At 52.8% G+C, this 24,813-nt stretch carries 20 protein-coding genes and 1 riboswitch; of the genes, 17 read left to right on the top strand and 3 right to left on the bottom strand.

Features of this window, described 5'->3' with window-relative positions; translation table 11 throughout:
- Nucleotides 1-14: 14 nt before the first annotated feature.
- The 7 genes from PUP29_RS06620 to PUP29_RS06590 all read left to right on the top strand — a co-directional run bounded on the left by PUP29_RS06620 (nucleotide 15) and on the right by PUP29_RS06590 (nucleotide 7,059).
- The gene (locus PUP29_RS06620) at nucleotides 15-218 is read left to right on the top strand and encodes a hypothetical protein (protein ID WP_353422752.1); all 204 of its coding nucleotides are present in this window, start codon (nucleotides 15-17) and stop codon (nucleotides 216-218) included.
- Nucleotides 219-3,431 carry a UvrD-helicase domain-containing protein gene (locus PUP29_RS06615; protein ID WP_353422750.1) on the top strand — a complete coding sequence of 1,071 codons (3,213 nt, stop codon included), beginning with the start codon at nucleotides 219-221 and terminating at the stop codon, nucleotides 3,429-3,431. It begins immediately after the preceding gene.
- 12 nt (nucleotides 3,432-3,443) lie between these two features.
- Complete coding sequence (locus tag PUP29_RS06610; RefSeq protein WP_079546645.1) at nucleotides 3,444-3,881, top strand: LytTR family DNA-binding domain-containing protein; 438 nt, start codon at nucleotides 3,444-3,446, stop codon at nucleotides 3,879-3,881.
- Nucleotides 3,882-3,894: 13 nt separating this feature from the next.
- A complete protein-coding gene (locus PUP29_RS06605; protein ID WP_353422747.1) occupies nucleotides 3,895-4,302 on the top strand; it encodes a hypothetical protein in 408 nt (135 codons plus the stop codon).
- 155 nt (nucleotides 4,303-4,457) lie between these two features.
- On the top strand, nucleotides 4,458-5,162 hold the full coding sequence (locus PUP29_RS06600; protein WP_079546647.1) for a DUF554 domain-containing protein: 705 nt from the start codon (nucleotides 4,458-4,460) through the stop codon (nucleotides 5,160-5,162).
- Between the two features lie 126 nt (nucleotides 5,163-5,288).
- Nucleotides 5,289-6,203: an ABC transporter ATP-binding protein gene (locus tag PUP29_RS06595; protein ID WP_079546648.1), complete on the top strand. Its 915-nt coding sequence runs from the start codon at nucleotides 5,289-5,291 to the stop codon at nucleotides 6,201-6,203.
- Nucleotide 6,204: 1 nt separating this feature from the next.
- A complete protein-coding gene (locus PUP29_RS06590) occupies nucleotides 6,205-7,059 on the top strand; it encodes an ABC transporter permease (RefSeq protein WP_079546649.1) in 855 nt (284 codons plus the stop codon).
- A 141-nt stretch (nucleotides 7,060-7,200) separates the two neighbouring features.
- Here PUP29_RS06590 and PUP29_RS06585 read toward each other — a convergent pair whose 3' ends face one another.
- Entirely contained in the window at nucleotides 7,201-7,575 is a 375-nt protein-coding gene (locus tag PUP29_RS06585) for a GntR family transcriptional regulator (RefSeq protein ID WP_079546650.1), read from the bottom strand.
- 259 nt (nucleotides 7,576-7,834) lie between these two features.
- Between PUP29_RS06585 and PUP29_RS06580 the strand changes: the two genes are divergently transcribed.
- Entirely contained in the window at nucleotides 7,835-9,934 is a 2,100-nt protein-coding gene (locus PUP29_RS06580) for a sodium-translocating pyrophosphatase (protein ID WP_079546651.1), read from the top strand.
- 61 nt (nucleotides 9,935-9,995) lie between these two features.
- On the opposite strand, the gene PUP29_RS06575 is transcribed toward PUP29_RS06580, so the two are convergent.
- Entirely contained in the window at nucleotides 9,996-10,946 is a 951-nt protein-coding gene (locus PUP29_RS06575; RefSeq protein WP_353422744.1) for a DUF3089 domain-containing protein, read from the bottom strand.
- Nucleotides 10,947-11,093: 147 nt separating this feature from the next.
- Here PUP29_RS06575 and PUP29_RS06570 point away from each other — a divergent pair, with 147 nt between their 5' ends.
- The 6 genes from PUP29_RS06570 to speE all read left to right on the top strand — a co-directional run bounded on the left by PUP29_RS06570 (nucleotide 11,094) and on the right by speE (nucleotide 16,824).
- Nucleotides 11,094-12,656, top strand: a complete 1,563-nt coding sequence (locus PUP29_RS06570) for a polysaccharide deacetylase family protein (protein WP_353422742.1) — start codon at nucleotides 11,094-11,096, stop codon at nucleotides 12,654-12,656.
- A gap of 111 nt (nucleotides 12,657-12,767) precedes the next feature.
- Nucleotides 12,768-13,715 (top strand): polysaccharide deacetylase family protein, encoded by a 948-nt coding sequence (locus tag PUP29_RS06565; RefSeq protein WP_353422740.1) that lies wholly within the window; start codon nucleotides 12,768-12,770, stop codon nucleotides 13,713-13,715.
- Complete coding sequence (locus tag PUP29_RS06560; RefSeq protein ID WP_079546655.1) at nucleotides 13,712-14,020, top strand: hypothetical protein; 309 nt, start codon at nucleotides 13,712-13,714, stop codon at nucleotides 14,018-14,020. Before PUP29_RS06565 ends, PUP29_RS06560 begins: the two co-directional genes overlap by 4 nt.
- Before the next feature lie 119 nt (nucleotides 14,021-14,139).
- The gene (locus PUP29_RS06555) at nucleotides 14,140-15,096 is read left to right on the top strand and encodes a polysaccharide deacetylase family protein (protein ID WP_079546656.1); all 957 of its coding nucleotides are present in this window, start codon (nucleotides 14,140-14,142) and stop codon (nucleotides 15,094-15,096) included.
- Nucleotides 15,097-15,215: 119 nt separating this feature from the next.
- A complete protein-coding gene (gene speD / locus PUP29_RS06550) occupies nucleotides 15,216-15,965 on the top strand; it encodes an adenosylmethionine decarboxylase (RefSeq protein WP_353422738.1) in 750 nt (249 codons plus the stop codon).
- Complete coding sequence (speE, locus tag PUP29_RS06545; protein ID WP_353422736.1) at nucleotides 15,943-16,824, top strand: polyamine aminopropyltransferase; 882 nt, start codon at nucleotides 15,943-15,945, stop codon at nucleotides 16,822-16,824. Before speD ends, speE begins: the two co-directional genes overlap by 23 nt.
- 201 nt (nucleotides 16,825-17,025) lie before the next feature.
- On the opposite strand, the gene PUP29_RS06540 is transcribed toward speE, so the two are convergent.
- The gene (locus PUP29_RS06540) at nucleotides 17,026-17,580 is read right to left on the bottom strand and encodes a folate family ECF transporter S component (RefSeq protein ID WP_353422734.1); all 555 of its coding nucleotides are present in this window, start codon (nucleotides 17,578-17,580) and stop codon (nucleotides 17,026-17,028) included.
- A 99-nt stretch (nucleotides 17,581-17,679) separates the two neighbouring features.
- Nucleotides 17,680-17,776: riboswitch (THF riboswitch) on the bottom strand.
- Between the two features lie 266 nt (nucleotides 17,777-18,042).
- Between PUP29_RS06540 and nifJ the strand changes: the two genes are divergently transcribed.
- From nifJ to PUP29_RS06525, 3 genes are all read left to right on the top strand, one after another.
- Nucleotides 18,043-21,546 (top strand): pyruvate:ferredoxin (flavodoxin) oxidoreductase, encoded by a 3,504-nt coding sequence (gene nifJ / locus PUP29_RS06535; RefSeq protein ID WP_353422732.1) that lies wholly within the window; start codon nucleotides 18,043-18,045, stop codon nucleotides 21,544-21,546.
- Between the two features lie 369 nt (nucleotides 21,547-21,915).
- Entirely contained in the window at nucleotides 21,916-23,343 is a 1,428-nt protein-coding gene (locus PUP29_RS06530; protein WP_079546661.1) for a sodium:solute symporter family transporter, read from the top strand.
- 147 nt (nucleotides 23,344-23,490) lie between these two features.
- Nucleotides 23,491-24,243 (top strand): 5-formyltetrahydrofolate cyclo-ligase, encoded by a 753-nt coding sequence (locus PUP29_RS06525; RefSeq protein ID WP_353422731.1) that lies wholly within the window; start codon nucleotides 23,491-23,493, stop codon nucleotides 24,241-24,243.
- The last annotated feature ends 570 nt before the right edge of the window (nucleotides 24,244-24,813 follow it).

The following is a 24,813-nucleotide window of genomic DNA, read 5'->3' as shown; positions in this document are numbered from 1 at the left end:
AGGAGAAAACGATCGTGGGAATCCAATTAAAGCAGAATTATGTCAACGAGGAGAATGTGCTGTGCTACAATTGCGTACATTACGGTGTGCTGACCTTTGCGCCGGGCATGCCGGAGATACGTTCCTGTCAGGTCTACGGGGATATCGACCCGGATATGCTGACAGGTGAGAAGAACAGGTGCGATCATTTCGAACCAAGAACAGGAACGGAGTATTAAATGTTTGTAGCAGACCTGCATATCCACTCCAAATATTCGCGTGCGACCAGTAAGGAATGCGTACCTGAGCATCTTGACCTGTGGGCGCGCCGCAAGGGGATCGATCTTCTCGGCACAGGCGATTTTACGCATCCTGTGTGGCGGGAAGAACTGAAAGAAAAGCTGCTTCCGGCCGAAGAGGGCCTGTACCGCTTAAAGGAGGAGCACCGTATCCCGGATGAGATCGGAGGAGAACCGATGCAGCCGCGTTTTGTCCTTTCGGGCGAGATCAGCTCCATCTATAAGCAGGACGGACGGGTGCGTAAGATACACAATGTCATTCTGCTGCCCTCGATCGATGCGGCGGAAAAGCTTTCGCATAAGCTTGAGCTTTCCTTTAACCTGCATTCGGACGGACGGCCGATCCTTGGCCTCCCAAGCCGGGATCTGCTTGAGATCACCCTCGATATCTGTCCGGAGGCAGTCTTTATTCCGGCGCATATCTGGACGCCGCATTTTTCGTTGTTTGGGGCCTATTCGGGCTTTGATGCCATCGGAGAATGCTTTGGCGATCTAACGCCGCATATCCATGCGCTCGAGACGGGCCTGTCGTCCGATCCGCCTATGAACTGGCAGCTTTCGGCGCTCGACGGCTTCACGATGGTGTCCAATTCAGACGCGCATTCCCCTGCGAATCTCGCACGGGAAGCGAATCTTTTCAATACGGAAATGAGCTATCCGGCTGTTGCGGCGGCGCTCAAAAATCATGATACGGACGAGTTTTACGGAACACTGGAATTTTTCCCGGAGGAAGGGAAATACCATAACGACGGCCACCGGAACTGCAAGGTGTGTATGACGCCGGAAGAGACGATCGCCGTGGGGGGCAAATGCCCGGTATGCGGGCGGCGCATCACGGTAGGCGTCTATCACCGTGTGGTGGAGCTCGCAGACCGCGCGGAGGGCTTTCGCCCGAAAAACGCAAAGCACTTCGAAAGGATCGTTCCGTTGCCGGAGGTCGTGGCGTCGTCGATGGGGCTCACACCGGCAAGCAAGAAAGTACGCGCGCAATATCTGGAGCTTCTCCGTATGCTCGGCCCCGAGCTTTCCATTCTGCGCGAAACGCCGCTCGCAGAGATAGAACGTGCGGCGGGCGTGTGCATCGCGGAGGGGATCCGGCGCCTGCGCTGCGGCGAGGTAGAGATCCATCCGGGCTATGACGGGGAATACGGGAAAATCCTTGTGATGGATAAAGGAGAGGTGGAAAGACTGTCCGGGCAGCTTTCGCTGTTTGCGGACGAGCCGAAAAAGAAGAGGGAAAAGCACGATTCGGTGCAGGAAGCGTTTCCCAAAAAGAACGCGGCGGAACAAGTGGCTGCAAGCGCGGCGGGAGCAGCACAGGCATCCTATGGGCTCAATGAAGAGCAATGGGCCGCTGCCTCTGCGACAGAGCCTGCGGTCGCTGTGCTTGCAGGGCCGGGAACCGGAAAAACACGCACGCTCGTATACCGTATCGCATGGCTCATAGAGCATTACGGCGTAGCACCGGAAAACATTACGGCAGTCACATTTACGAATAAGGCTGCGGACGAGATGCGGGAGCGTTTGGAAGCGCATTTCGGCAGCAAAAGGACGGTACGGGCAATGCACATCGGCACCTTTCATTCCCTCGGCCTCGGCCTGCTGAAGGAATGGAACAAGGATGTGACGGTGGCGGACGAGCAGGAAGCGCTTGCGATCCTCTCCGAAACGCTTACCGCATGCAACTGTACGATACGCCCGCGTGACGCAATGCAGGCAGTATCGAAACGCAAGTGCGGCGCGGCGGGGGATATCCCGCAGGTGGTGTACGATGCCTACTGCGCGCGCATGCGGTCTCTCGGACTGATCGATTTTGACGATATCCTGACGGATACGCTGGAAAGCTTCCGCATGGGCGGTGCAAAGTGTGAAGCGCTTCTCCCGCGCTTCGAGTATTTGCTGGTGGATGAATTTCAGGACATCGACCCCATACAGCTCGAACTGATCCGCACATGGGGGCAGAAAAGCAAAGGACTGTTTGTGATCGGAGACCCGGACCAGTCTATTTACGGCTTCCGCGGCTCGGACGCGCATTGCTTTGAACGTCTAAAGAAAGACAGGACGGTGCGCGAGATACGCCTGAAAAAGAACTACCGCTCCACGCCGGAGATCATCAGCTGCGCGCTTCCGGTGCTGCGGCGGGAACAGGCTGTATTGGAGGCGCAGCGGAAGAGCGGCGTAAAAACGCGGCTTCTGACGGCGGACTCACCCTTTGCAGAGGCGCTGTTTGTGGCCAAGGAAGTGAATGCCATGGTGGGCGGGATCGATATGCTTGCGGCCCATGCCCAGCACAGGAAGCGCGGAGAAGCGGCCTATGGGCTTTCGGATATCGCCGTGCTTTACCGTACGCACCGGCAGGCGGCTCTGATCGAGGAGTGCTTTCAGAAAGAGGGGATCCCCTATGTGGTGCTGGGAAAGGACGATACGCTTGCAGACCGCCGCGTGCGCGGCGCGCTTGCGTTTTTTCGTGTTTTGTGCAGCCCGAAAGACGCCGTTTCGCTCAGGACCTGTCTGCGCGCAGAGGGAGTCGCGCAGGCAGTAATGGAAAAAATAACAGATCGCTATGGACAGGAAAAACAAACGGCGGTCTCCCTCGCATCTGTTTTAGCAGAGATGGGAGAGACGAAGCTTGCGGAGCGCGTCGGAACGTTTGCGCCGCTCGTGCGCAGGACTGCCCCGGCAGAGCTGATCGACCTATGGACCGCGTCGCAGGGATATGAAAAAACACCGCCGTGTATGGAACGTCTGAGAAATATGGCGGTGTTTTATGGGCGTATGGCGGAATTCCTGAACGCCCTTACGCTCGGAGCGGAGGGGGACGTAAGGCGCAGCGGGCAAAAGGCGTATACGGCAGACGCAGTCACGCTCATGACGCTGCACGCGGCGAAAGGCCTTGAATTCCCCGCCGTGTTTTTATGCGGCGTAACGGACGGGCTGATACCATTCCGGAAAAAGGACGGGGAATGCAGCGAGCAGGAGGAACGCAGGCTGTTTTATGTAGGCATGACGCGCGCGCAGGACGAGCTTGTCATGCTCACGGGACGGAAAGACGAACGTTCGCCTTTCCTTGCGGATATCCCTGCCGCACTTCTTGAGGAGGGGCCCGCGCAGACGCGTAAAAAACCCGCAGGGAAACAGCTTGGATTTTTTTAAGGAGAAGCAGCGGTGAAATTGCTGATCGACCAGTCGCCGGAAAATGAAGCGGTAGAAATCATCATAAAATGCGGGCTGATCGATGCAAGGCTCGAGAAGCTCATCGAGCAGGTCAGGCTATATTTCTTTTCCGTTGCGGCAAAACGCGACGGGAAGACGTTCCAGCTGCGCCTTGAGGATATCTTCTATTTTGAGTCGGTGGACAGCCACACATTTGCCTATACGGAAAAAGAGGTCTATGAATGCAGCATGAGGCTTTATGAACTGGAGGACCAGATCGCAAAAACGGATTTTGTGCGTATCAGCAAGTCATGTATCCTGAATGTGACGACGCTCAAAAATGTGCGCGGGCTGCTCAACGGCAGAATGGAAGCAGAGCTCGAAAATGGGGAAAAGGTCGTCGTCACCCGCCATTATGTGGAAGCGCTCAAGAAAAAACTCGGTTTGTAAGGAGAGCGGAAAGATGGAGAAATTCAAATTTTATGTTACGATGGACTGCATTTCCTTTACCGTACTGATACTTTTATATACGGTGCTTTCGATTACGATCGGCTTTGCGGCCGTAGCGCCGGAGGCGGTACTGATGCTCTTTTTGATGACGACATGTATCGCGGTGCTGATGTTTTTTACCGACAGGCTGCCGATCAGCAGTCCGATGCTGCAGGCGGCGGTGAGCCTGATCGATATCATTGCGGTCGTATTCCTGATCGGCGGCCCGACGGGTTTTATTCCTCTCGAAGCGCCCTATGTGCCCATTGTCCTCGGCATGATCGGCGTTGTTTATCTTGCGACCTACGGCGTACTTGCCGTCAAGACAAAGGCGGACGCCGAGCATATTAATGAACAGATCGAAAAAATGAAGAGGAAATGACCGTCCGTATACTTGGCGGATACGGCGGCAATAGGTATAAAAGCGGCAAACGGCCCGCGGCAGGAGTCCGCAGGACCGTTTTACACTTGACTTCTGTAAAACGGCGTGTTATATTACAGCGTCTTTTCAAATCAAGAAAAAGGAAGTGCTTATCTATGCCGGTTGGAGTCATGATCGATTGCCTTTGCATCATAGCAGGCGGGCTCGTTGGAGCCAAAATCAAAGATAAGGTGCCGTCCCGCATCATTCAACCTCTCAATATTGTGTTCGGTATTTGTGCGATTGCCATTGGAATGGTTTCTCTTATCAAGCTGTCCTCTCTTCCGGCGGTAATATTGTCGCTTATTTTAGGAACGCTCATAGGTGAGCTTCTGCGGTTTGACGATAAAATAAAGGGGATATTTGGAAAAGCGATTTCGCGCATGCATTTTCAGGTTGAGGGAGACCGGCGCGAATATATGAACTTTTATGTGACAGTGGCGGCGGTGTTCTGCGCCAGCGGAACCAATATCTTTGGCGCATTCAGCGAGGGAATGACGGGAGATTTTACGGTTTTGCTGTCAAAGGCGTCGATGGATATTTTTGCCTCGCTTATTTTTGCTGCAGTGCTTGGTGCCGCCATGCTCATCATTGTGATCCCGCAGTTTTTGATCCTCGCGGCCTGTTTTTATGCCAGCAGGTTCGTCATGCCGCTTATCAGCGAACCAATGCTGGCGGATTTCATTGCGGTCGGCGGCCTTATGACGCTCGCGCTCGGCTTCGCGATCGCAAAAATAAAGGATATTCGGGCAGTCAATATGCTGCCTGCTTTGATTCTCGTATTCCCAGTATCTTATTTGTTTCATTTGTTTTTGGAATAAGAGGAATAAGGCTCTTCAATGTATCTCACCGCAGAAAAAATGCATCTTACGCAAGGCCGCTTGAAGCGGCCTTTTTTGATTGATAATATACCAATATAACCTATCGCCAAAACGAAAGGAAAAGGTATGACGAAGCTTATTGAAGCAGAGGGACTGAAAAAATCTTATGGAACCATACATGCCGTAAGGGGGATCGATCTCTCGGTAGAAAAAGGAACGCTGTTCGCGTTTTTAGGGCCAAACGGCGCCGGAAAATCAACGACGATCGAGATTCTCTCTGCCCAGACGGCTCCGGATGCGGGAACCGTCCGAATAGGCGGGCATATTTTGGGACGGGACGATATGGCTATCCGCGCGGAGATCGGCATCGTATTTCAAGACAGCGTTCTCGATAAGCTGCTTACGGTACGGGAAAATCTGATGCTGCGCGGCAGCTTCTATGGCATGAAGCGGTCTGCGCTGGAAAATGCGGCCAAGGCGGCAGCGGAGGCGGCGGATGTTACGGACTTTTTAGACCGTCCCTACGGAAAGCTGTCCGGAGGGCAGCGGAGGCGGGCGGATATTGCGCGGGCACTGATTCATACGCCGCCGCTTTTGTTTCTCGACGAACCGACGACAGGGCTTGACCCACAGACCCGGCGCCGGGTGTGGGAGACGGTTCGGCTGCTTCAAAAAGAACGGGGCATGACGGTGTTTTTGACCACACATTATATGGAAGAAGCGGCACAGGCCGACTATATCGTCATTATGGATCATGGCCGTATTCTTGCAGGAGGAACGCCTGCGGAGCTCAAGGAAACCTATACGCGGGATATACTCAGGATCGCTCCTCAAAAAGAAGAGGCGCTTGCCGCGCTTCTAAAACGGTGCGGCGTGCGCTTTCAGAAAACAGGAGGAGAGCTTGTCGTACGTCTGAAGCATACGACGGATGCGATCAGGATATTGGAAAGCTGCCGGGAGGAGATCGCCGGCTTTGAGGTGCGGCGGGGAACGATGGACGACGTTTTTTTGAATATTACGGGAACGGAAGTGAGGGATTGACATGCGGGCAATGGCGAAGCGGAATCTGAAGATATTTTTTCGGGATAAAAGCGCGGTATTTTTCTCTCTGCTTGCCGTCTTTATCATTATCGCACTGTATGCGGTATTTCTCGGCGATACGATCACCGGGGGAATGGAAAGCGTGACGGAGATCGATTTTTTGATGAACAGCTGGATCATTGCGGGGATACTCGCAGTGATATCTGTAACGTCTACGCTCGGTGCGCTTGGAATCATGGTGGAAGACCGTGCGAATAAGGTAATCAAAGATTTTACGGCGTCTCCGCTCGGCAGAGGGAGCCTTGCAGGCGGCTATATCCTCTGTGCGTTTGCAGTAGGCGTTATCATGAGCCTGATCGCACTGGTGATAGGAGAAGTCTTCATCGTCTGCGCGGGCGGTAAGCTGCTTTCTATGGGGAATATGCTCGCGGTTATCGGGGGAATATTTCTTTCTGTTTTGTCCTCGGGCTCCATGATGCTGTTTATCGTCTCGTTTTTTAAAAGTCAAAATGCTTTTGGTACGGCAAGCACAGTCGTAGGTACGCTGATCGGCTTCCTCACCGGCGTGTATATTCCGGTCGGAAGCCTGCCTGAAGCGGTGCAGGGAATCGTCAAGGTGTTCCCGGTGTCCTATTCGGCCTCCTTTTTCCGGACTGTGATGATGCGGCAGCCCGAAGCGGTATCCTTTGACGGCGCGCCTCAAAACGTACTGCAGGAATTCCATACGGAGCTCGGCGTGACCTTTGATTTTGATGGAAAGGAAACGACCGTCGCCGTCTGTGTAGCGGTGATGCTGGCAGCTGCGGCAGTTTTTTGTACGCTGTCTGTGTGGAGGCTCTCAAAAAAAAGAAAATAAAAATAAAAAATATTCTGCAAAAAGCCGCTTCCCAATGAAGCGGCTTTTTATATCCTGATTTTGAGAACTGCTCAAACGAAAAACGGCGCAGTCCCGCGCGAGCATTTCTGCATGACCGCGGCGTTTTGGATGTATGCAGGTCTAACGCCCGGAATAGGCCTCGTCCACGATCGAAAAAATTTCATCGATCCACAGGCCGGAATCCCGCGCTTCCCGCGTTACGCGCTGGAACATCTCGCGGATCTCCTGCTTACGCATTTCTTTGATGCGCGCGGCATTATCCGCCACAAAATCGCCTTTCCCCGTCACGGAATAGAGGATCCCCTCGCGCTCCAAAGCTGCGTAGGCCTTTTGCACGGTGTTGGGATTGACGGCGAGAGATTTTGCTGTTTTACGGACAGAAGGGATCTGCTCGTGAGGATGCAGCTTGCCCGTCATAACGAGGGTCTTCATCTCCTGCACGATCTGTAAATAAATCGGTGTTTTAGATTCGGGGTCGAGCGTGAGCACGGTCATTTGTCCTTTCTTTCTGTATGAAGCGTATTAGTACGATTCTCATCTTATTTTATTTTTCTGAAGAGCCTCTGTCAACCCATATATACAGAAATGTGAAATTTGCAAAAAACACGCAAAAAAAGCGGATGATTTTGGGAAAAACACTTTAAAAAGTTAAAAAAAGGAGCTATACTATATACTGTCGGAGAATTTGGATTTTTGATTAGATTTTCATATACAATTTTCATAAAAAATCATTGAGAAGGAGGAAGAAGTATTTATGAATCTTGTGATTCTGGCGCCTATCGGTGCGGTCGTTGCGTTGCTCTTTGCACTTATCACCGGAAAAGGCGTCATGAAAAAGAGCGAAGGCAGTGAAAAGATCAAAAAAATTGCCGGTGCGATCAGGCGGGGGGCAAATGCCTACCTAAAACGCCAGTATAAGGGCGTTGCGATCTTCTTTGCGGTCGTATGCGTGATTTTGATCTTTATGGCGGTCGCCGGGTTTATCTCTCCGTTCGTTCCGGTGGCATTCCTGACGGGCGGATTTTTCAGCGGACTTTCCGGCTTCATCGGCATGAAGATAGCGACCTACGCAAACTCCCGTACTGTAAACGCAGCTACGAACAGCCTGAACGCAGCGCTGCGCGTCGCGTTCTCAAGCGGAACGGTCATGGGGATGGTCGTCGTAGGCCTCGGACTTCTGGACTTATCCATTTGGTATTATATCCTGAACGCGGTCTATGCGGGGCTTCCTGAAGCGGAGCGCATCGCGGAGATCACGAGCGCGATGCTGACCTTTGGTATGGGCGCTTCCAGTATGGCGCTGTTTGCACGTGTGGGCGGCGGTATTTTCACGAAAGCCGCGGACGTAGGCGCGGACCTCGTCGGCAAGGTGGAAGCGGGGATCCCGGAGGACGATCCGCGCAACCCTGCCGTCATCGCGGATAACGTCGGCGACAATGTCGGCGACGTCGCGGGCATGGGCGCGGACCTCTATGAATCCTATGTCGGTTCCATTATTTCGACTGCTGCGCTTGCCGTGGCGGCGGGGCTCGGCGTACAGGGCGTTTCCCTCCCGATGGCAATGGCGGCGATCGGCATCATCGCCAGCATCATCGGTACGTTTTTTGTCCGCTCGAAAGAGAGTGCGTCGCAGAAAGAGCTTCTGTTTGCACTGCGCAAGGGCGTATATATCAGCGCGGTCATCATCGCGGTGGTCAGCTTTTTCTTGGTGCGCTATGTGCTCGGACCGGAGCATATCGGCGTTTACTTCGCGATCCTGTCCGGCCTTGTGGCGGGCATCATCATTGGCTACTATACGGAATATATGACAAGTGACAGCTATAAGCCGACGAAAAAGCTTGCAGATTCTACGGAAACGGGTCCGGCAACAACGATTATCAGCGGTCTTGCGCTGGGTATGAAGTCCACGGCAGTTCCGGTTATCGTCGTTGTGGCAAGCGTGCTCATCAGCTATTTTGCAGCGTCGGCAGGAGCGCCCGCGGACAGCACGTTCAACATGGGACTTTACGGTGTCGGCATCTCGGCGGTCGGCATGCTTTCGACGCTCGGGATCACACTTGCGACGGATGCCTACGGCCCGGTTGCGGATAATGCCGGCGGCCTTGCCGAAATGACGGGTCAGCCGCCGGAGGTGCGGGAACGCACAGATGCTCTTGATTCCCTCGGGAATACGACAGCGGCTACCGGAAAAGGCTTTGCGATCGGCAGTGCTGCGCTCACGGCGCTTGCCCTCATTGCGGCCTTTACGGACGAAGTCGCCAAAATACCCGGCGCGGGCACGATTGATTTGTCGATCATGAACCCACCGCTTCTGATGGGCCTTATGGTGGGCGTCATGCTGCCCTTCCTGTTCTCGTCGATGACGATGAACGCGGTCGGCAAGGCGGCGCAGAGCATTGTTATGGAGGTGCGGCGCCAGTTTAAGACCATCAAGGGGCTTATGACGGGTGAGGCGGAGCCGGATTACGAAAGCTGCGTCGATTTGTGTACGCGCGGTGCGCAGAAGCAGATGCTCCCTCCCGCGATCGTAGCGGTTGTCGCGCCGATCCTCGTAGGTGTGATCCTCGGACCGAGCGGGGTCGTAGGCATGCTGGCGGGCGCTACGGGCTGCGGCTTTATGCTTGCGGTCATGATGTCCAATTCCGGCGGAGCATGGGATAATGCCAAGAAATATATCGAGAGCGGCGCGCATGGCGGAAAGGGCTCGGAAGAGCACAAAGCTGCTGTTGTCGGAGACACGGTAGGCGATCCGTTCAAGGATACGTCGGGTCCGTCGATCAATATTCTGATCAAGCTGCTTTCCATGGTATCCGTTGTATTCGCGGCGTTTATCGTAAATTTCCACATTCTGTAAAAGATCCTTGGAACAAAAACTGCCTGCCGGTTTTTCCGGCAGGCAGTTTTTTACTGCGTTTTTATTTTTCAGGCGCAGGGCCGGAGGAATGTACAAGCCTCCCGAGGTAAGCGGCAGTGCGTTCCTGAACGTTCCGTTCGAGATTCTTATAAAACAGCGCGATGTCAAGCATGTGCAGGGAACCGCGGTTCATAAGAAATTTTTTAAGGAACCAGCGCGCGCGGTAAAGCTCGTAGGCCGCGTCGTCATCGATCATCAGCACGCCGCGCGTTTCATCGACGTACGCGCCTGTATAATGCGGAACCTCATATTTGAATTTTTTCCCGAACTGGAACAGCACCGCACCGTCATTTTGGGATTTATCCGCATACGTTCCGTCGTGCTTCCAGTTGAGCGGATTGACGCATACGGAATCCGGACGGATAAACCGCATGAGGGGAAGCCCCCTTGCCGTCGTATTATACGAAATGATGACCCCCGTGTCGTCTGCGGCCTGTGCAAGATGCAGGTGCGGATACCGCTCAAAATCGCGCCGGGTGAGGGAAAAACCAATCAGATAGGCGGCAATCAGCCTTTCCTGCAGCGCGGGTTCCGAGAATTCCATGCGCATGAGCTGCAGCAGGACGGCGCTTCCCTGACTGTGCCCGGCCAGAATAAAAGGACGGCCCTCGTTATAGTGCTCCAAATAATAAAAAAATGCGTCGCGCACGTCTTCATACGGCATACGCTCCGCGCGCATCACTTCGGGAAGCGGCATTTTAAAGCTTTCCATGCCGAGCTGCCGGTAATATGGCGCATAAAAATTACAATGCCGTGCGAAAAGCTGGCCCTGCCATGCAGCCATCCCCTTGGCGACCCAAAGATAGACGGGGTTTTTCATGCTCATGTGATGGCGCTTTTTCTGGAAGGGATGCGCGTAAATAGTCGGATAGATGTAAAAAACGTCCACCGGCTTTTTTTCCTGTTTTTTGTTTGGCAAGAAAGCCCATAGGCCCTTTTTCGAATAATCCATACCGCACCCGCCTGTCAGTCAGTATCGTACCATATCCTGAAAGAGATTACAAACGGAGCCCCATTAAAATCGAAAACCGGTTTTGACGGAATGCACGGCTGTGATATAATGATAAAAAACAGGCGGGGCCTGATTGCGGAGCAAAGGATGAAACGAAAATGGATCGCGCTGTTTGCCGCGGCGGCATTTGCGCTTGCGGGAACAGCTGGGTGCGCGGGCAGCGCACAGAATGATAAGAGCCGGTTTGAGGCTGCTGCGGCAAGCAGGCAGATCGAACAGGCGGATGGCATGACGAGCGGGCATATTTTGGAAACGGACGGGGATATCCTGATCTCAGCCGATTATCCGGTTGTGGAAGCAGCGCCGGATTTTTCGGACACACTGGAGGCGTTCGCTAAAAACGCGGCGGCAGCCTTTCGGACGGCAGCGGAAGCGAACGGCGGAACGTGCGAGTTCGTTCTGACCTATAAGCCGTATACATCTGCGGACGGCACTATCGTCAGCGTCAAATTTACGGCGGAGTCCGCGCTCGACGGGCAGGACGAAACGAAAGCGGTCGACACCTTTGTTTACGACCTTGCACAGGGAAAAGAGCTTTCCCTTGAAGACCTGTTCGATACGCAGCAGGAATATCTCGAAACGGTCGCGCAGCTTACGCAGGGGTACCTGCAAAATAATGAGGTGCTGAAAAGCAGCATGGACGAAAGCCTGTTTTCCGGCGGTACGGCAGCGTCTGCGGAGAATTATGGGGATTTCGCGCTGACGCCGGAAAAAATGTTGTTCTTTTTTGACGGCGGTGCGGTCGCGCCTGCCTCTGCCGGGATTTTTGAAGTCGGGATACCGCTGGAAAGGCTGACGGACCTGCTGAATGCGGAACGCAAAGAGGCGGTCCTCGGCGGGATACGGATGGAAAGCGCAGCGGACGCGCAGGGGGGAGAAACGGCTCCTGCCGGTCCCGCGGATACGGACATTTACCAAATCAGACAGAGGGACGGGTTCATGTCTGCCAAAAGCATCGAGGGGATCGATCCGCTGAATGATAAGGTCATCGCGCTGACGTTCGATGACGGTCCGCATGAAACGCTTACTCCGGAGCTTCTTGATATTCTGAAGGAAAATGGGGCTGTAGCCACATTCTTTATGCTCGGACAGAACGCGGAAAAATATCCGGATATCGTAAAACGGGTCTATGACGAGGGGCACGAGATCGGCACGCATAGCTGGAACCATCCGCAGGACTGGCCGAAGCTTTCAGTCGGGGAAAAGCTCGACCAGTACACAAGAGCCAATGATGCCATTGAGGCAGCGACAGGTCTGCGCACGATCATCGACCGGCCTCCGGGAGGAGCGATCACAGAGGAAGAAGCCGCATCTATCGGGAGAGAGCAGATCATCTGGTCTATGGACCCGAAAGACTGGGTGAAGGAATTCCGCGATCCGGACATTCTTTATTCCAATGTGATGAACGGCGGCGACGGCGGTGGAGCAAAGGAAGTGGAGGGCTATCTTTCCAACGGAGGCGTCATCTTGTCGCACGATATCCACGAAACGACGGTGGACGCATACGACCGTATCATCAAGGAGCTTAAAAATCAGGGATACAAATTTGTGACGATCACCCAACTGATGCAGATCGCTGAGGCGCGGGGGCAGGATATGAGCAGTCTTAAATTTTACAGCGCGCTGGAGCCAAGCGGGGAAAATGAATGAAAACGGAACGAAAGGCCGCGGAAACGACCCGCGGCCTTTTGATATACAATGGTAATTTTTTAAAGTTTACAATTCTGATGCATCTGTATTATAATCTATGAGGCAAGCATTTTGAAAAGAAGGATATGGATCATGAAAAAGCTCGTTTGTGTTAGTTTAGCCGCGTTGCTGTGCATTTTTGCTCTGGCAGGCTGCGGCGCAGGAAATACGGAACCGTCCGCAGAGGCGACGGTCATCACGGCAGGGCCGGCCGGGGAGCCCGCGGCAGAGGCGACGGCAGAACCGACGCCCACGCCGGAGCCGACTCCCGAACCCACGCCGGAAAGCGTGACGAACATCCCGCAGCTTCAGGCAAAAGAAGGCTTTATGGAGGCAAAGAGCCTTGAAGGGATCGACCCGCTGAACGATAAAGTCGTCGCGCTGACGTTCGACGACGGCCCCAACCCGGTCAAAACGCCGGAGCTCTTGGATATTCTGGAAGAAAATGACGCGGTAGCCACGTTTTTCGTGGTAGGCAATCTTGTGGAGCAATATCCGGATGTCGTGAAGCGCGCGTATGAGGCGGGAAACGAGATCGGTACACACAGCTATAACCACCCGACTGAAAGCTGGACAAAGCTGAGCGCGGATGAACGGCTCGCGCAGTATGCGCAGGCGAATGACGCCATCGAGGCGGCGACCGGTCTGCGCGCTCTCATTGACCGGCCGGTCGGCGGAGGAATGGAAGAGGAAATGGCGGCAGAGATCGGCCGGGAACAAATAATCTGGTCGGTCGACCCGGAGGACTGGAAATATAAGGATGCCGATACGATCTATGAGCATGTGATGGACGGCTGGAACGGCGGTGTGGTGCAGGATGGCTCGGTGATACTTTCCCATGAGATCTACCAATCTACGGTAGACGCGTATGCACGCATCATTCCCGCACTGAAAGAGCAGGGCTATAAATTTGTGACGGTCACGCAGATGATGCAGATCGCCGAGATACGAGGCGGTTCGTTCGGCTATCTGTTCAAGAGCGCTCCTGCCGCAGGAGCGGAGGCAGCTGCGGAGGAATGACGGAAACGGTACCGCTGCTCATTTTAGGCGCACTTTTGTGTGTGCTCGGCATACTCAACAGAAAGGGAAATATCTCCTCGATCCATTGGTATCAGAGGCAGCGGGTAGCTGAGGAGAATATCCCGAAATATGGAAAGCTGATGGGAAACGGAACGCTCATCATCGGCGCTTCGGCCATCGCAACAGCAATATTGCGAATGCTTTTCGCCTCGGAAGCTTTCTTTTTGATTCTGGCAGCCGGCGTTCCGGCCGGGATCGCGTTCATGCTGTACGCTCAATTCAGATATAACGGAGGACTGTTTTAAATTGGCCCGTATTGCCGGGAAAGGACTCCGGTGCAGAACAGGGTGTGCGGCGTTTACACCGATTGGAAAGTATACGATAATAAAAAATGATTTCTTCAAAAATATGAAAGGAAAAATGCATGAAGCAAAAAATAAAATTCATTTCTATCATACTCGCAGCATTGACAGCCGTTGTTTTTGCGGTTGGCTGCGGCAGTACGGAAAGTGCGGCGCCCTCCGCCGCGCCGACGGTGATCACAGCGGTTCCCGCGGAAAGCCCGTCAGCGGAAGCGGCGGCAACGCCTACGCCGACCCCGGAGCCGACTCCCGAGCCTACGCCGGAGTTCACCTCCGCGCTCACGCAGATACAGCCCAAGGAGGGATATATGGAGCCGGACAGCCTTGAGGGGATCGACCCGCTGAACGATAAAGTTGTTGCGCTTACCTTCGATGACGGTCCTCATCCGGAAAACACGCCGCGCCTGCTCGATATCTTGAAGGAGAACGATGCGGTGGCGACTTTCTTTATGGTCGGTACGAATGCAGCAGAATATCCGGATATTGTAAAGCGTGTATACGATGAAGGACATGAGATCGGTACGCACAGCTGGAACCATAAAGATTTGAAGAAGCTTTCACTTGATGAGATCATGGTGGACCAATACGGAAAGGCAAATGATGCGATCGAAGCCGCGACCGGCCTGCGGGCGCTTATCGATCGTCCGCCGTACGGGTCCATGACGGAGGAATTGGCGCAGCAGATCGGCCGCGAGCAGATATTGTGGTCGGTCGATCCGGAGGACTGGAAATATAAGGATGCGGATACTGTATATGACCATGTTGTCAACGGAACGGACAACGGCGGTTATGTGAAAGACGGGGGCATCGTCCTTTCACATGATATCCACGCGACGACGATAGACGCATACGAGCGCATTATCCCGGCGCTCAAGGAAGAGGGGTATAAATTTGTGACGGTCACGCAGATGATGCAGATCGCCGAAATACGCGGGAAAGAGATCGAATACCGTTTCGGTCATGCGCCTGCAGCGGAGGAAGCGGCGCAGGCAAAGGAGACGACAGATACGGAAGCATGATTTTTGTAGGGAAAGGCCGGTTCCTGCATTCGCAGGAACCGGTTTTCATTTCTGCGCGGCTGATATATAATAGGAGATGCGCAGAACGCGCGGAGAGCAGACAGGGGGCGGAAGTATTATTGCAAAAGCTGAAACTATATGGGTTCAACAACTTGACGAAAACATTGAGCTTTAATTTATATGATATTTGTTATGCCAATACAAAAGAGGACAGGCACAGCTATATCGAATATATCGATGAATGCTATAACGCAAAGCGCCTGACGGAAATACTCATGGACGTTGCGCGCAGGATCGGCGCGCGGGTGCTCAACATAGCGGAGCAGGACTATGAGCCGCAGGGGGCGTCGGTCACGATGCTCATTGCAGAAGAGGATATGCCGGCAAGCCTCGTAGGGCATCTCGATAAAAGCCATCTTACCGTACATACCTATCCGGAGAGCCATCCGCAGCATGGTATATGCACATTCCGGGCAGATATCGACGTTTCCACCTGCGGGGAGATATCGCCGCTCAAAACGCTGGAAAAGCTTATCACAAGCTTTGATTCCGACATCATCACAATGGACTACCGGGTACGCGGCTTCACGCGCACGGAGGACGGAGGCAAGGTGTTTTTAGATCATGACATCATGTCCATCCAAGATTATATCCCGGGGTATATTTTGGAAAAATATGAGACCTATGACGTGAATCTGTATGAGGAGCGCATCTTCCATACCAGTATGGTCCTAAAGGAATACGATCTCGACAATTATCTTTTCAACCTTGATGCGGCGGACCTGAAAGAAAAGACGCGGGCGCGCATCGAGCGGAATCTAGAGCGGGAAATGAAGGAGATCTTTTATGGCAGAAATTTCAAAAAATGATTGGTTTTACGAATATTTTACGGAAACGGCAAAATTCGGCATTAAGATCAAAGAGCATCTTGTCGATACGAAAAGCGAATTTCAAAAGATCGATTTTTACGATTCCTATGAATACGGACGCTTTTTCACGCTGGACGGCTTTATTATGCTGACTGAACGGGATGAATTTATTTACCATGAAATGCTGGTGCACCCGCCTATGGCAGTCAACCCGGATATCAAAGATGTGCTCATCATCGGCGGGGGAGACGGCGGCGCGGTCCGCGAGCTTCTGCGGTATCCCGGTATCCGGCACATCGATATGGTAGAGATCGATAAAATGGTCGTCGACCTATGCAGAGAGTATCTCCCGCAGACTGCCTGTAGGCTGAATGACCCGCGTGTATCTCTTCATTTTTGTGACGGCATTGCGTTCGTGCGGAACGCGCAGGAGAGTTACGATCTTATTCTGGTGGATTCCACAGACCCGGTCGGCGTGGGCGAAGGGCTGTTCTCACAGGCGTTTTATGAAGACTGTGCCCGGCTTCTCGCGCCCGGCGGCATCATGATCAACCAGCACGAAAGTCCCTATTATGAGGGAGACGCGCGCGAAATGGAGCGTGCTCACAAAAAGCTGTCGTCTGTGTTCCCGGTATGCAGGGTCTATCAGTTCCACATGCCGACTTATGCGTCCGGCCACTGGCTGTTCGGCTTTGCCTCAAAAGACCGTGAGCCGCTTTGCTTCGATGCACAGGCATGGAATGCGCTTGGGCTGCATACGGATTACTACAATACGGAGCTCCACCGCGGCTGCTTTGCATTGCCGAACTATGTGCTGCGCAGGCTTGCCGAAGCGAAAAGCGAGCAGGACGGTTCATAAAATATTTACAAAATATCCCTTGCAATATGGGGAAATGTAGTATAAAATAAAACCATATCTTAGGAGACTAAGATATGTCAATCCCCACCCTTTTATTATTTTTTGAAAGGCCGGTTCGAAAGAACCGGCCTTTCACGTTTCCTGCGTTTTCCGTGCAGTAAAAAAGAGCGGTGGATGTACCGCTCCTTTTTGTTTTAACGGCTATTTTCCCGCAGGCGCATACAGCGAACGGAACATTCGCTGTTTGTTTTTCAGCAGGATACACATCAAAACGACATATACGACGCACATGATATAGGTGGATGGAATACGCGCCGCAAGCACCACGGCATAACTGGGGCCATACAGGAAATAGGTCCAGAAAGAATTGATGAGCAGTGAACAGATCGTCTGGATGAGCACGGTTCCGAGGGATATTTTCGCGATGGAGGGAACTTCAGATTGCCGGTCTTTCCGGTAGAAAAGCAGCCCGGCAATAAGGCCGTAGAGAACCATCGTAACGGAAAAGCCCGGAAAATACGGGCCGGGCTTCGCAGCCGTACCGATGAGAAACGAAAGTACGTCCGTCACACCGCCGGCCGCAGCACCGTAAATAGGGCCGAGGACCGCGCCGGTCAGCATGATGATAACGGGCGCAAGATTGAATTTGATACTTTCCGTCACATAAAAGGACAGAAAGCTGCCGACAACGACGGCAATGGCGATAAAGGTTGCGCAATACACGATGCGCAGGGTTTTCGGACTGATTTTGGACATAAAAATAACCTCCCTTTCGTAAAAATGGCAACGCTTCTACAAAAGAAAGGCTGTCAGCCGGGCAGACCGGAACGCTGCCCGAAGCGATCTTCTTTTGTGAGCAGCGGACGCGGTTTTGCACCGCAAGACATATAGCCTTTTCGTTACCGGGCGACATCCCATCCCGGCACACTTAACGCGCAAAACCTACTCTGCACATTTTTCTGTTGTATTTTCAGTATAGCATACGGAGGGCGGAAGCACAAGCGGGATATGTGGAGAGAGGGGAGTAAAAAGCGGGGCGCTGCGAATGGAAAATGTACGTACATACGGATAAAAAAACAGAATGGGGAAGAGGGAGGGAAAAAATGTAAAAAAAGGGGAGAAAGCCGCGCCGTGCCTTGACTTTTCGGTGCTCTCAATACTATAATTATACTGTTGCGAATATTTTGATATGAATTTAAAATCAGGAGGTCAATAAGAATGGCAAAACAAACAATCGACGGTAATACCGCTGCCGCGCACGTTGCATATGCGTTTTCGGATGTCGGCGCGATTTACCCGATCACTCCTTCCTCGCCAATGGCGGAGTCCTGCGACGAATGGGCTGCGGCGGGAAGAAAGAATATCTTCGGGCAGACGATGAAAATCTCCGAGCTGCAATCTGAAGGCGGCGCCGCGGGTGCCGTTCACGGTTCGCTTGCTGCTGGTGCCCTTACGTCTACGTTTACGGCGTCTCAGGGCCTGCTGCTTATGATCCCGAACATGTATAAGATCTCCGGCGAGCTCCTGCCCTGCGTATTTCACGTTTCCGCAAGGGCGCTTGCCGCGCATGCGCTTTCTATCTTCGGTGACCATGCCGATGTAATGGCTGCGCGCCAGACGGGTTTTGCGATGCTCGCCGCCGCTTCCGTACAGGAAACGATGGATATGGCTGCAGTGGCACACCTGTCCACTCTGAAAGCGAAAGTTCCGTTCGTACATTTCTTCGACGGCTTCCGCACGTCTCATGAAGTCTCCAAGATCGAGCTCCTCGACTATGATAAATTGGCTGAAATGGTCGACTGGAAAGCAATCGAAGAATTCCGTGCGCGCGGCATGAATCCGGATCATCCGCACCAGCAGGGCACGGCGCAGAACCCGGACATCTACTTCCAGAACAGGGAAGCTGCGAATAAATACTATCTGGCCACTCCGGCTATCGTACAGGAGACGATGAATGCGTTCGCGAAGATGTTCGGACGCCAGTATCATCTGTTCGATTATGTCGGTGCGCCGGATGCGAAGAACGTAGTTGTCACGATGGGTTCTTCCTGCGACGTAACGGAAGAAGCGATCAACTACCTCAACGCGCAGGGTGAAAGCTATGGTCTCGTGAAAGTGCGTCTGTACCGCCCGTTCGATGCAAGCGCATTCGTGGCTGCGATCCCGGCGTCGGCAGAGAAGGTCACCGTTCTCGACAGAACGAAAGAGCCCGGTTCTCTCGGCGAGCCGCTGTATGAAGACGTCGTAACGGCGCTCTTTGAAGCGGGCCGCGCAAACATCAAGGTTTATGCGGGACGTTATGGCCTCGGCTCCAAAGAATACACGCCTTCCATGGTAAAGGCGGTTTACGACAACATGAAGCAGGACGCTCCGAAGAACCACTTCACGGTCGGTATTACGGACGATGTGACGAACACGTCTCTCGAAGTGAAAGACATGATCGATTCTTCCCCGCACGGCCTCTTCAGCGCGAAGTTCTACGGCCTCGGCTCCGACGGTACGGTCGGCGCGAACAAGAACTCCATCAAGATCATCGGCGACCATACCGACATGTATGCGCAGGGTTATTTCTCCTATGACTCCAAGAAGTCCGGCGGAATCACGATCTCGCACCTGCGTTTCGGAAAATCTCCGATCCAGTCTGCATATCTTATTACGCAGCCGGATATGGTGGCGTGCCACAATCCGTCCTACGTCATTCGTTATGACGTGCTCGAAGGCATCAAGGAGGGCGGCACGTTCCTCCTGAACTCCCCGTGGACGCTTGAGGAAATGGAGCACGAGCTTCCGGCGGCGATGAAAAATGTGATCGCACAGAAGAAGCTGAAGTTCTACAACATCGACGCGATCAAGATCGCGGGCGAGATCGGCCTCGGCGGCAGGACAAACATGGTCATGCAGTCCGCTTTCTTCAAGATCGCAAACATTATTCCGGAGGCTGACGCCATCGAATATATGAAGCAGGCGATCAAGAAAACGTATGGCAAAAAAGGCGACGATATCGTCAACATGAACTATAAAGCGGTCGATGCAGGCATGGCCGTAGAAGAAGTGAAATATCCGGAAAGCTGGGCGACCACGACGGAGGGCGCTCCGTGCCTCGCGCTGCCGGACGATGAATATTACTGCGACGTGATCCACCCGATCCTCGTACAGAAGGGCGACGAGCTTCCGGTTTCCAAATTCGATCCGCGCGGCTTTGTTCCGACGGGTACGACGAAGTTTGAAAAACGCGGCATCGCGGTCAAGGTGCCGGAATGGCAGATCGACAACTGCATCATGTGCAACCAGTGCTCGTATGTCTGCCCGCACGCGGCGATCCGTCCGTTCCTTGCGACAGACGAAGACCTGAAGAACGCTCCGGCGGACTACAAGACGAAGCCGGCACGCGGCAAGGCGGGCTATAACTACCGCATGCAGGTTTCCACGCTCGACTGTACGGGCTGCGGAAACTGCGCGGACATCTGCCCGGCAAAGGAAAAAGCGCTCATCATGAAGCCGCTTGCAGAACAGGAAAAGGTACAGGCTGCCAACTGGGATTTCGCAGCGGCGCTGCCTGAACCGAAGATCGAATTCAAGAAGAATACGGTTCCGGAAAGCCAGTTCCTAAAACCGCTGTTCGAGTTCTCCGGCGCCTGCGCAGGCTGCGGAGAAACGCCGTATGTCAAGCTGGTAACGCAGCTCTTCGGCGATAGGATGACGGTGGCGAATGCGACGGGCTGCTCGTCCATTTACGGCGGCAGCGCTCCGACGTGCCCGTATACGGTAAACGACGCGGGCAAAGGTCCCGCTTGGGCAAACTCGCTGTTCGAAGACAACGCGGAATTCGGCTATGGCATGAATCTTGCGTTCACGGCGCGCAGGAATGCCCTCAAAGAGCAGGTACAGGCGGCGATCGACGCGCCCGGCGAAAAGGATGCGGAAGTGGTTGAGGCCATGAAAGCATGGCTTGAAGCCGCGGATAAGGGCGATGAGTCCAAAGTCGCGGCGGCGGCTCTTGAAGCGGCGCTCGAAAAGGTTGCCGACAAGTGCGACACCTGCAAGAAGATCTTGGCTCAGAAAGATCTCTTCGTGAAGAAATCTGTCTGGATCTTCGGCGGCGACGGCTGGGCATACGATATCGGTTACGGCGGTCTCGACCATGTCCTCGCTTCTGGCGAAGACGTGAATGTCCTCGTGCTCGACACGGAGGTATACTCCAACACGGGCGGACAGGCAAGCAAATCCACGCCGACCGGCTCCATTGCGAAATTTGCGGCGTCCGGTAAGAAGGTCAAGAAAAAAGACCTCGGCGCAATTGCGATGACGTATGGCTACGTCTATGTTGCAAGCGTTGCGATGGGCGCAAATCAGGGCCAGCTCCTGAAAGCGATGCAGGAAGCGGAAGCCTATCCGGGTCCGTCCCTCATCATCGCGTACGCGCCGTGCATCAACCACGGCATCAACATGGGCAAGTCGCAGCAGGAAGAAAAGCGTGCGGTGGAAGCAGGCTACTGGCAGCTCTATCGTTACAACCCGCTGCTGAAAGAAGAGGGCAAGAATCCGTTCACGCTCGATTCCAAGCCGGCAACGGCAAGCTTCCGCGACTTTATCATGAGCGAGACGCGGTACAAATCTCTGAAGAAGCTCTTCCCGGAAACGGCGGAGAAGCTGTTCGAGAAATCGGAAGAGGAAGCGAAAGAACGCTACGAATATTATAAGAACCTCGCGGAAGAGAAATAAATATTCTGCAAAAATCCCCCATGTACGCATGGGGGATTTTTTATGCCCGCATTCTCTTGGGCGTAAAAAATTAAAATTTTGGATTCACAAATCTCGAATATAGATTCCCTGCTATTTCTATAATAAAAGAGGAACGGAAGAATAGAACGCGAAAAGAAATGAAATATTATTCGAGGCATGCCGAAAGAAAAAATATAAAGATCGATCATTATTCGAAAATGGGTTGCGCCGTGAGCGGTTTTTTTATATAATCTAACATGTTGCGGTTTTTTAATATTTTTAAGCTTAGGAGCAGATATCAGATATCCTGCCGCGGGAAAGCGGACGGAGGGCAAAGCTGCTCCATGGCATCGAATTGGGGGGAATGCATTGAATAGTTTTGCCATCATCTTGATCGTCTTATCTTTGGCAGTCGGAATCGTTATCGCCATTTTAGGTACGCATTTCGCAAAGAAAAAGATGAAACACGAGGAAGCCTATTTTACCGCCGGACGGAATATCTCCACAGGCTTTATGACGGCTTCTTTTATCGCCTATGCGGTTGGAACAGGGCTCATTTTTTCGCCGGGGGAATCGGCCTATACCACGGGCGTGACGGCAATGATAGGCTATGCGCTGGCGATCTCGCTTGCGTTTATCGTCTTTGTTCCGATTTCTAAACGGATCAAAACTATGATTCCGGAAGGACATACGCTCGGCGAGTATACCAATACGCGGTATGGAAAATTTATGTATGTGGTATCCCTTGCGGTATCCATTATTTATATGTTCATTCTGTTTATTTCCAATATGATCGGCGCGGCCATCATGTTCAAATATGTGGCGGGAGTTCCCATGCTTTTGAGCATCATCGTGATTGGGATACCCACCATTTATTTTGCATCGTTCGGGGGTGTTACGGCCACGATCTTTACTGCGGGGCTGCAATCCCTGCTCGTTACGCCGCTCCTTTTCTTCCCTGCATTTATGTGCCTGTTTGATGTAGGCGGTATTTCCCAGATATATGGGGCGATAGAAGCTGTATCTCCGAATTTCCTGAATATCTTCGATGAGGCAGGACTGGAGTTTGCGGCGATGATCATCATAGGCGTGGTGTCGGCAGAGCTTTTGAATCAGACGCTATGGCAGAGGATATATACGGCCAAGGATCAGAAAGTCATCAAAAAATCTCTCATCAGCGCAGCTGTTATGGTGTTTCCGATGACGATCGTTGCAGCAGCGCTTGGACTGTTTGCGGTCGGCCTTGGAGTAGATGTTCCGCATACATCCATCGCTTCCGGCATGACGGTTGCTACTGCGCTTCCGGAATGGGCGGTGATGCTGTTCTGCCTCGTTGTCGTGGTGGCGGCCTCCTCCACAGGCGGCGATGCCCTCAGTGGATTCTCGTCGATCGTATCCATCGATATCGCACGTCCGCTGAAGAAAGGAAATATCAGCGAAAAAAATATGGTGCGCATCGGGCGGATCGGAGCAGTAGCGATCGGTATCGCAGGCCTTATCATCGCATCGTTCGAGCCCTCTGTGCTTCAAACACTGCTGCTTGCAGACCTGCTTGCTTCAGCGGCAGTCGTTCCAACGATAACAGGCCTGTATTCCAAACGGATATCCGGAACAGCGGCGGCGCTTGCAACGATCGCGGGTATTGCGGTGGGCTTGCCTTTCTATGTCATGGGAGAATCCTTTACAAGCTTTTCTCTTGCGCTTGCCGTATCTACCGTCATTACGATCATCGGTCATATCGCATGCAAAAAGGAATTTGATTTTGAACTTTTGAAGACCAATATCAAGGAATTATAAGGAGGAGACGTTATGTATTCGGAGCTATTTCTCACAGTATTACTCTATATATGTCTGTTCTCGCTGATCGGGGTATTTGCCTTTCAGATATACTATTTTATCAAAGACATTAAGAATAAGACATTTTGGAAATAGGAGAGAATGGTTATGAGCGGAAAATTAGATGCGAAAACGGCACGTATGATGATTTGGGAGGAACTGCGCAAGGTAGCGAAGCCGGATTCCCGTTTCAGTTTTAATTTTGCTGAATTTATCACGGATTATGAGGGAAGCGACAAGAATGCGGAGCTCTTCGTCCAGCAGGATTTCTATAAGCAGGCGGACGTTCTTTTTGTCACGCCGGATAATAATCTCGAATATCTGCGCGAAAAGATATTGCTCGATAAGAAAACGCTTGTGATGACAAATTACAGCATTTCACGCGGCTTCTTTATCGTCAAGCCGGGCATGGTACCGGAGGGGAAAGAAGAGTTTGCCTCCACGCTCGACGGTGTACAGCGTTATTGGAAGCACTGCACACTGGATGTACTGAAGCAGGAGGTAGGCCATATCGATCTGCTTGTGACGGGTGCGAGCGCGATCACGCCGGGCGGTATCCGTTTCGGAAAAGGGCATGGATATTTTGACCTTGAGTGGGCTATGCTCTATACGGCAGGGCTGGTAGATGACTCCTCGCTGCTCATTGCAGTAGGACACGACTGCCAAATCATGGATGTTGACGTTGAAGTACGCGAATTTGATACGGCGATCGACTATATTGTGACTCCCACAAAGGTGATTGCGACAAGACATGAATATCCGCGGCCAAAACGCGGCGTCATCTGGAGTATGCTGGAAGCTGATATGATCGGACGCATCCCGCCGCTTCAGGAGCTGTGGTGGAAGATCGCATGCAAGTAAAATGCTATAGCAAAAAATACGGCTTTCATGGGTGAAAGCCGTATTTTTTATAGTCCCGTGTGTTCAAATAAAAAAGCGGGGTCTTATTTCAAGACCCCGCTTCTATCATCACTATTTACATTCACTTTTACTTATACAGTCCTGCGCTCTGCCAATATCTTCGGGTCATGCATCTCCCATCGGTTCCTGCCGACCACCACATTGATACGCAGCATCTCTCACTTTATATTTACGTACCAACCGGCACATCCAATATGGCATTCTTTGCAAACAGCCTGCACTTTTCCGGCACCACATACACCTTTAAACCGACAAGCGGCTTTCCCATGCGGCTACAACGCCCGCGATACGTTTGCTTTTTTTGGCGCCTCCACTAAGCTTTCTTTACAGCTCTGCCGCAGAATCCACGCTCTCCGTCCGCTGTCTCAGCGGTCCATCAGCGTATTTCTGCCGCCACGGATATTTCCAAACTGTCAGAACCAATTCAAAAATCCTTTTCCGTGGTCCTTTACGTGCAGCCTCAAAGCCTATCCCTGCAATTGTGTATGCGTGCCCAACCTAACGCATTCA

It is taken from the genome of Christensenella massiliensis (genome assembly GCF_040409835.1).
Taxonomy (GTDB): domain Bacteria; phylum Bacillota; class Clostridia; order Christensenellales; family Christensenellaceae; genus Christensenella; species Christensenella massiliensis.
This window is presented reverse-complemented; position numbering and strand designations above follow the sequence as displayed.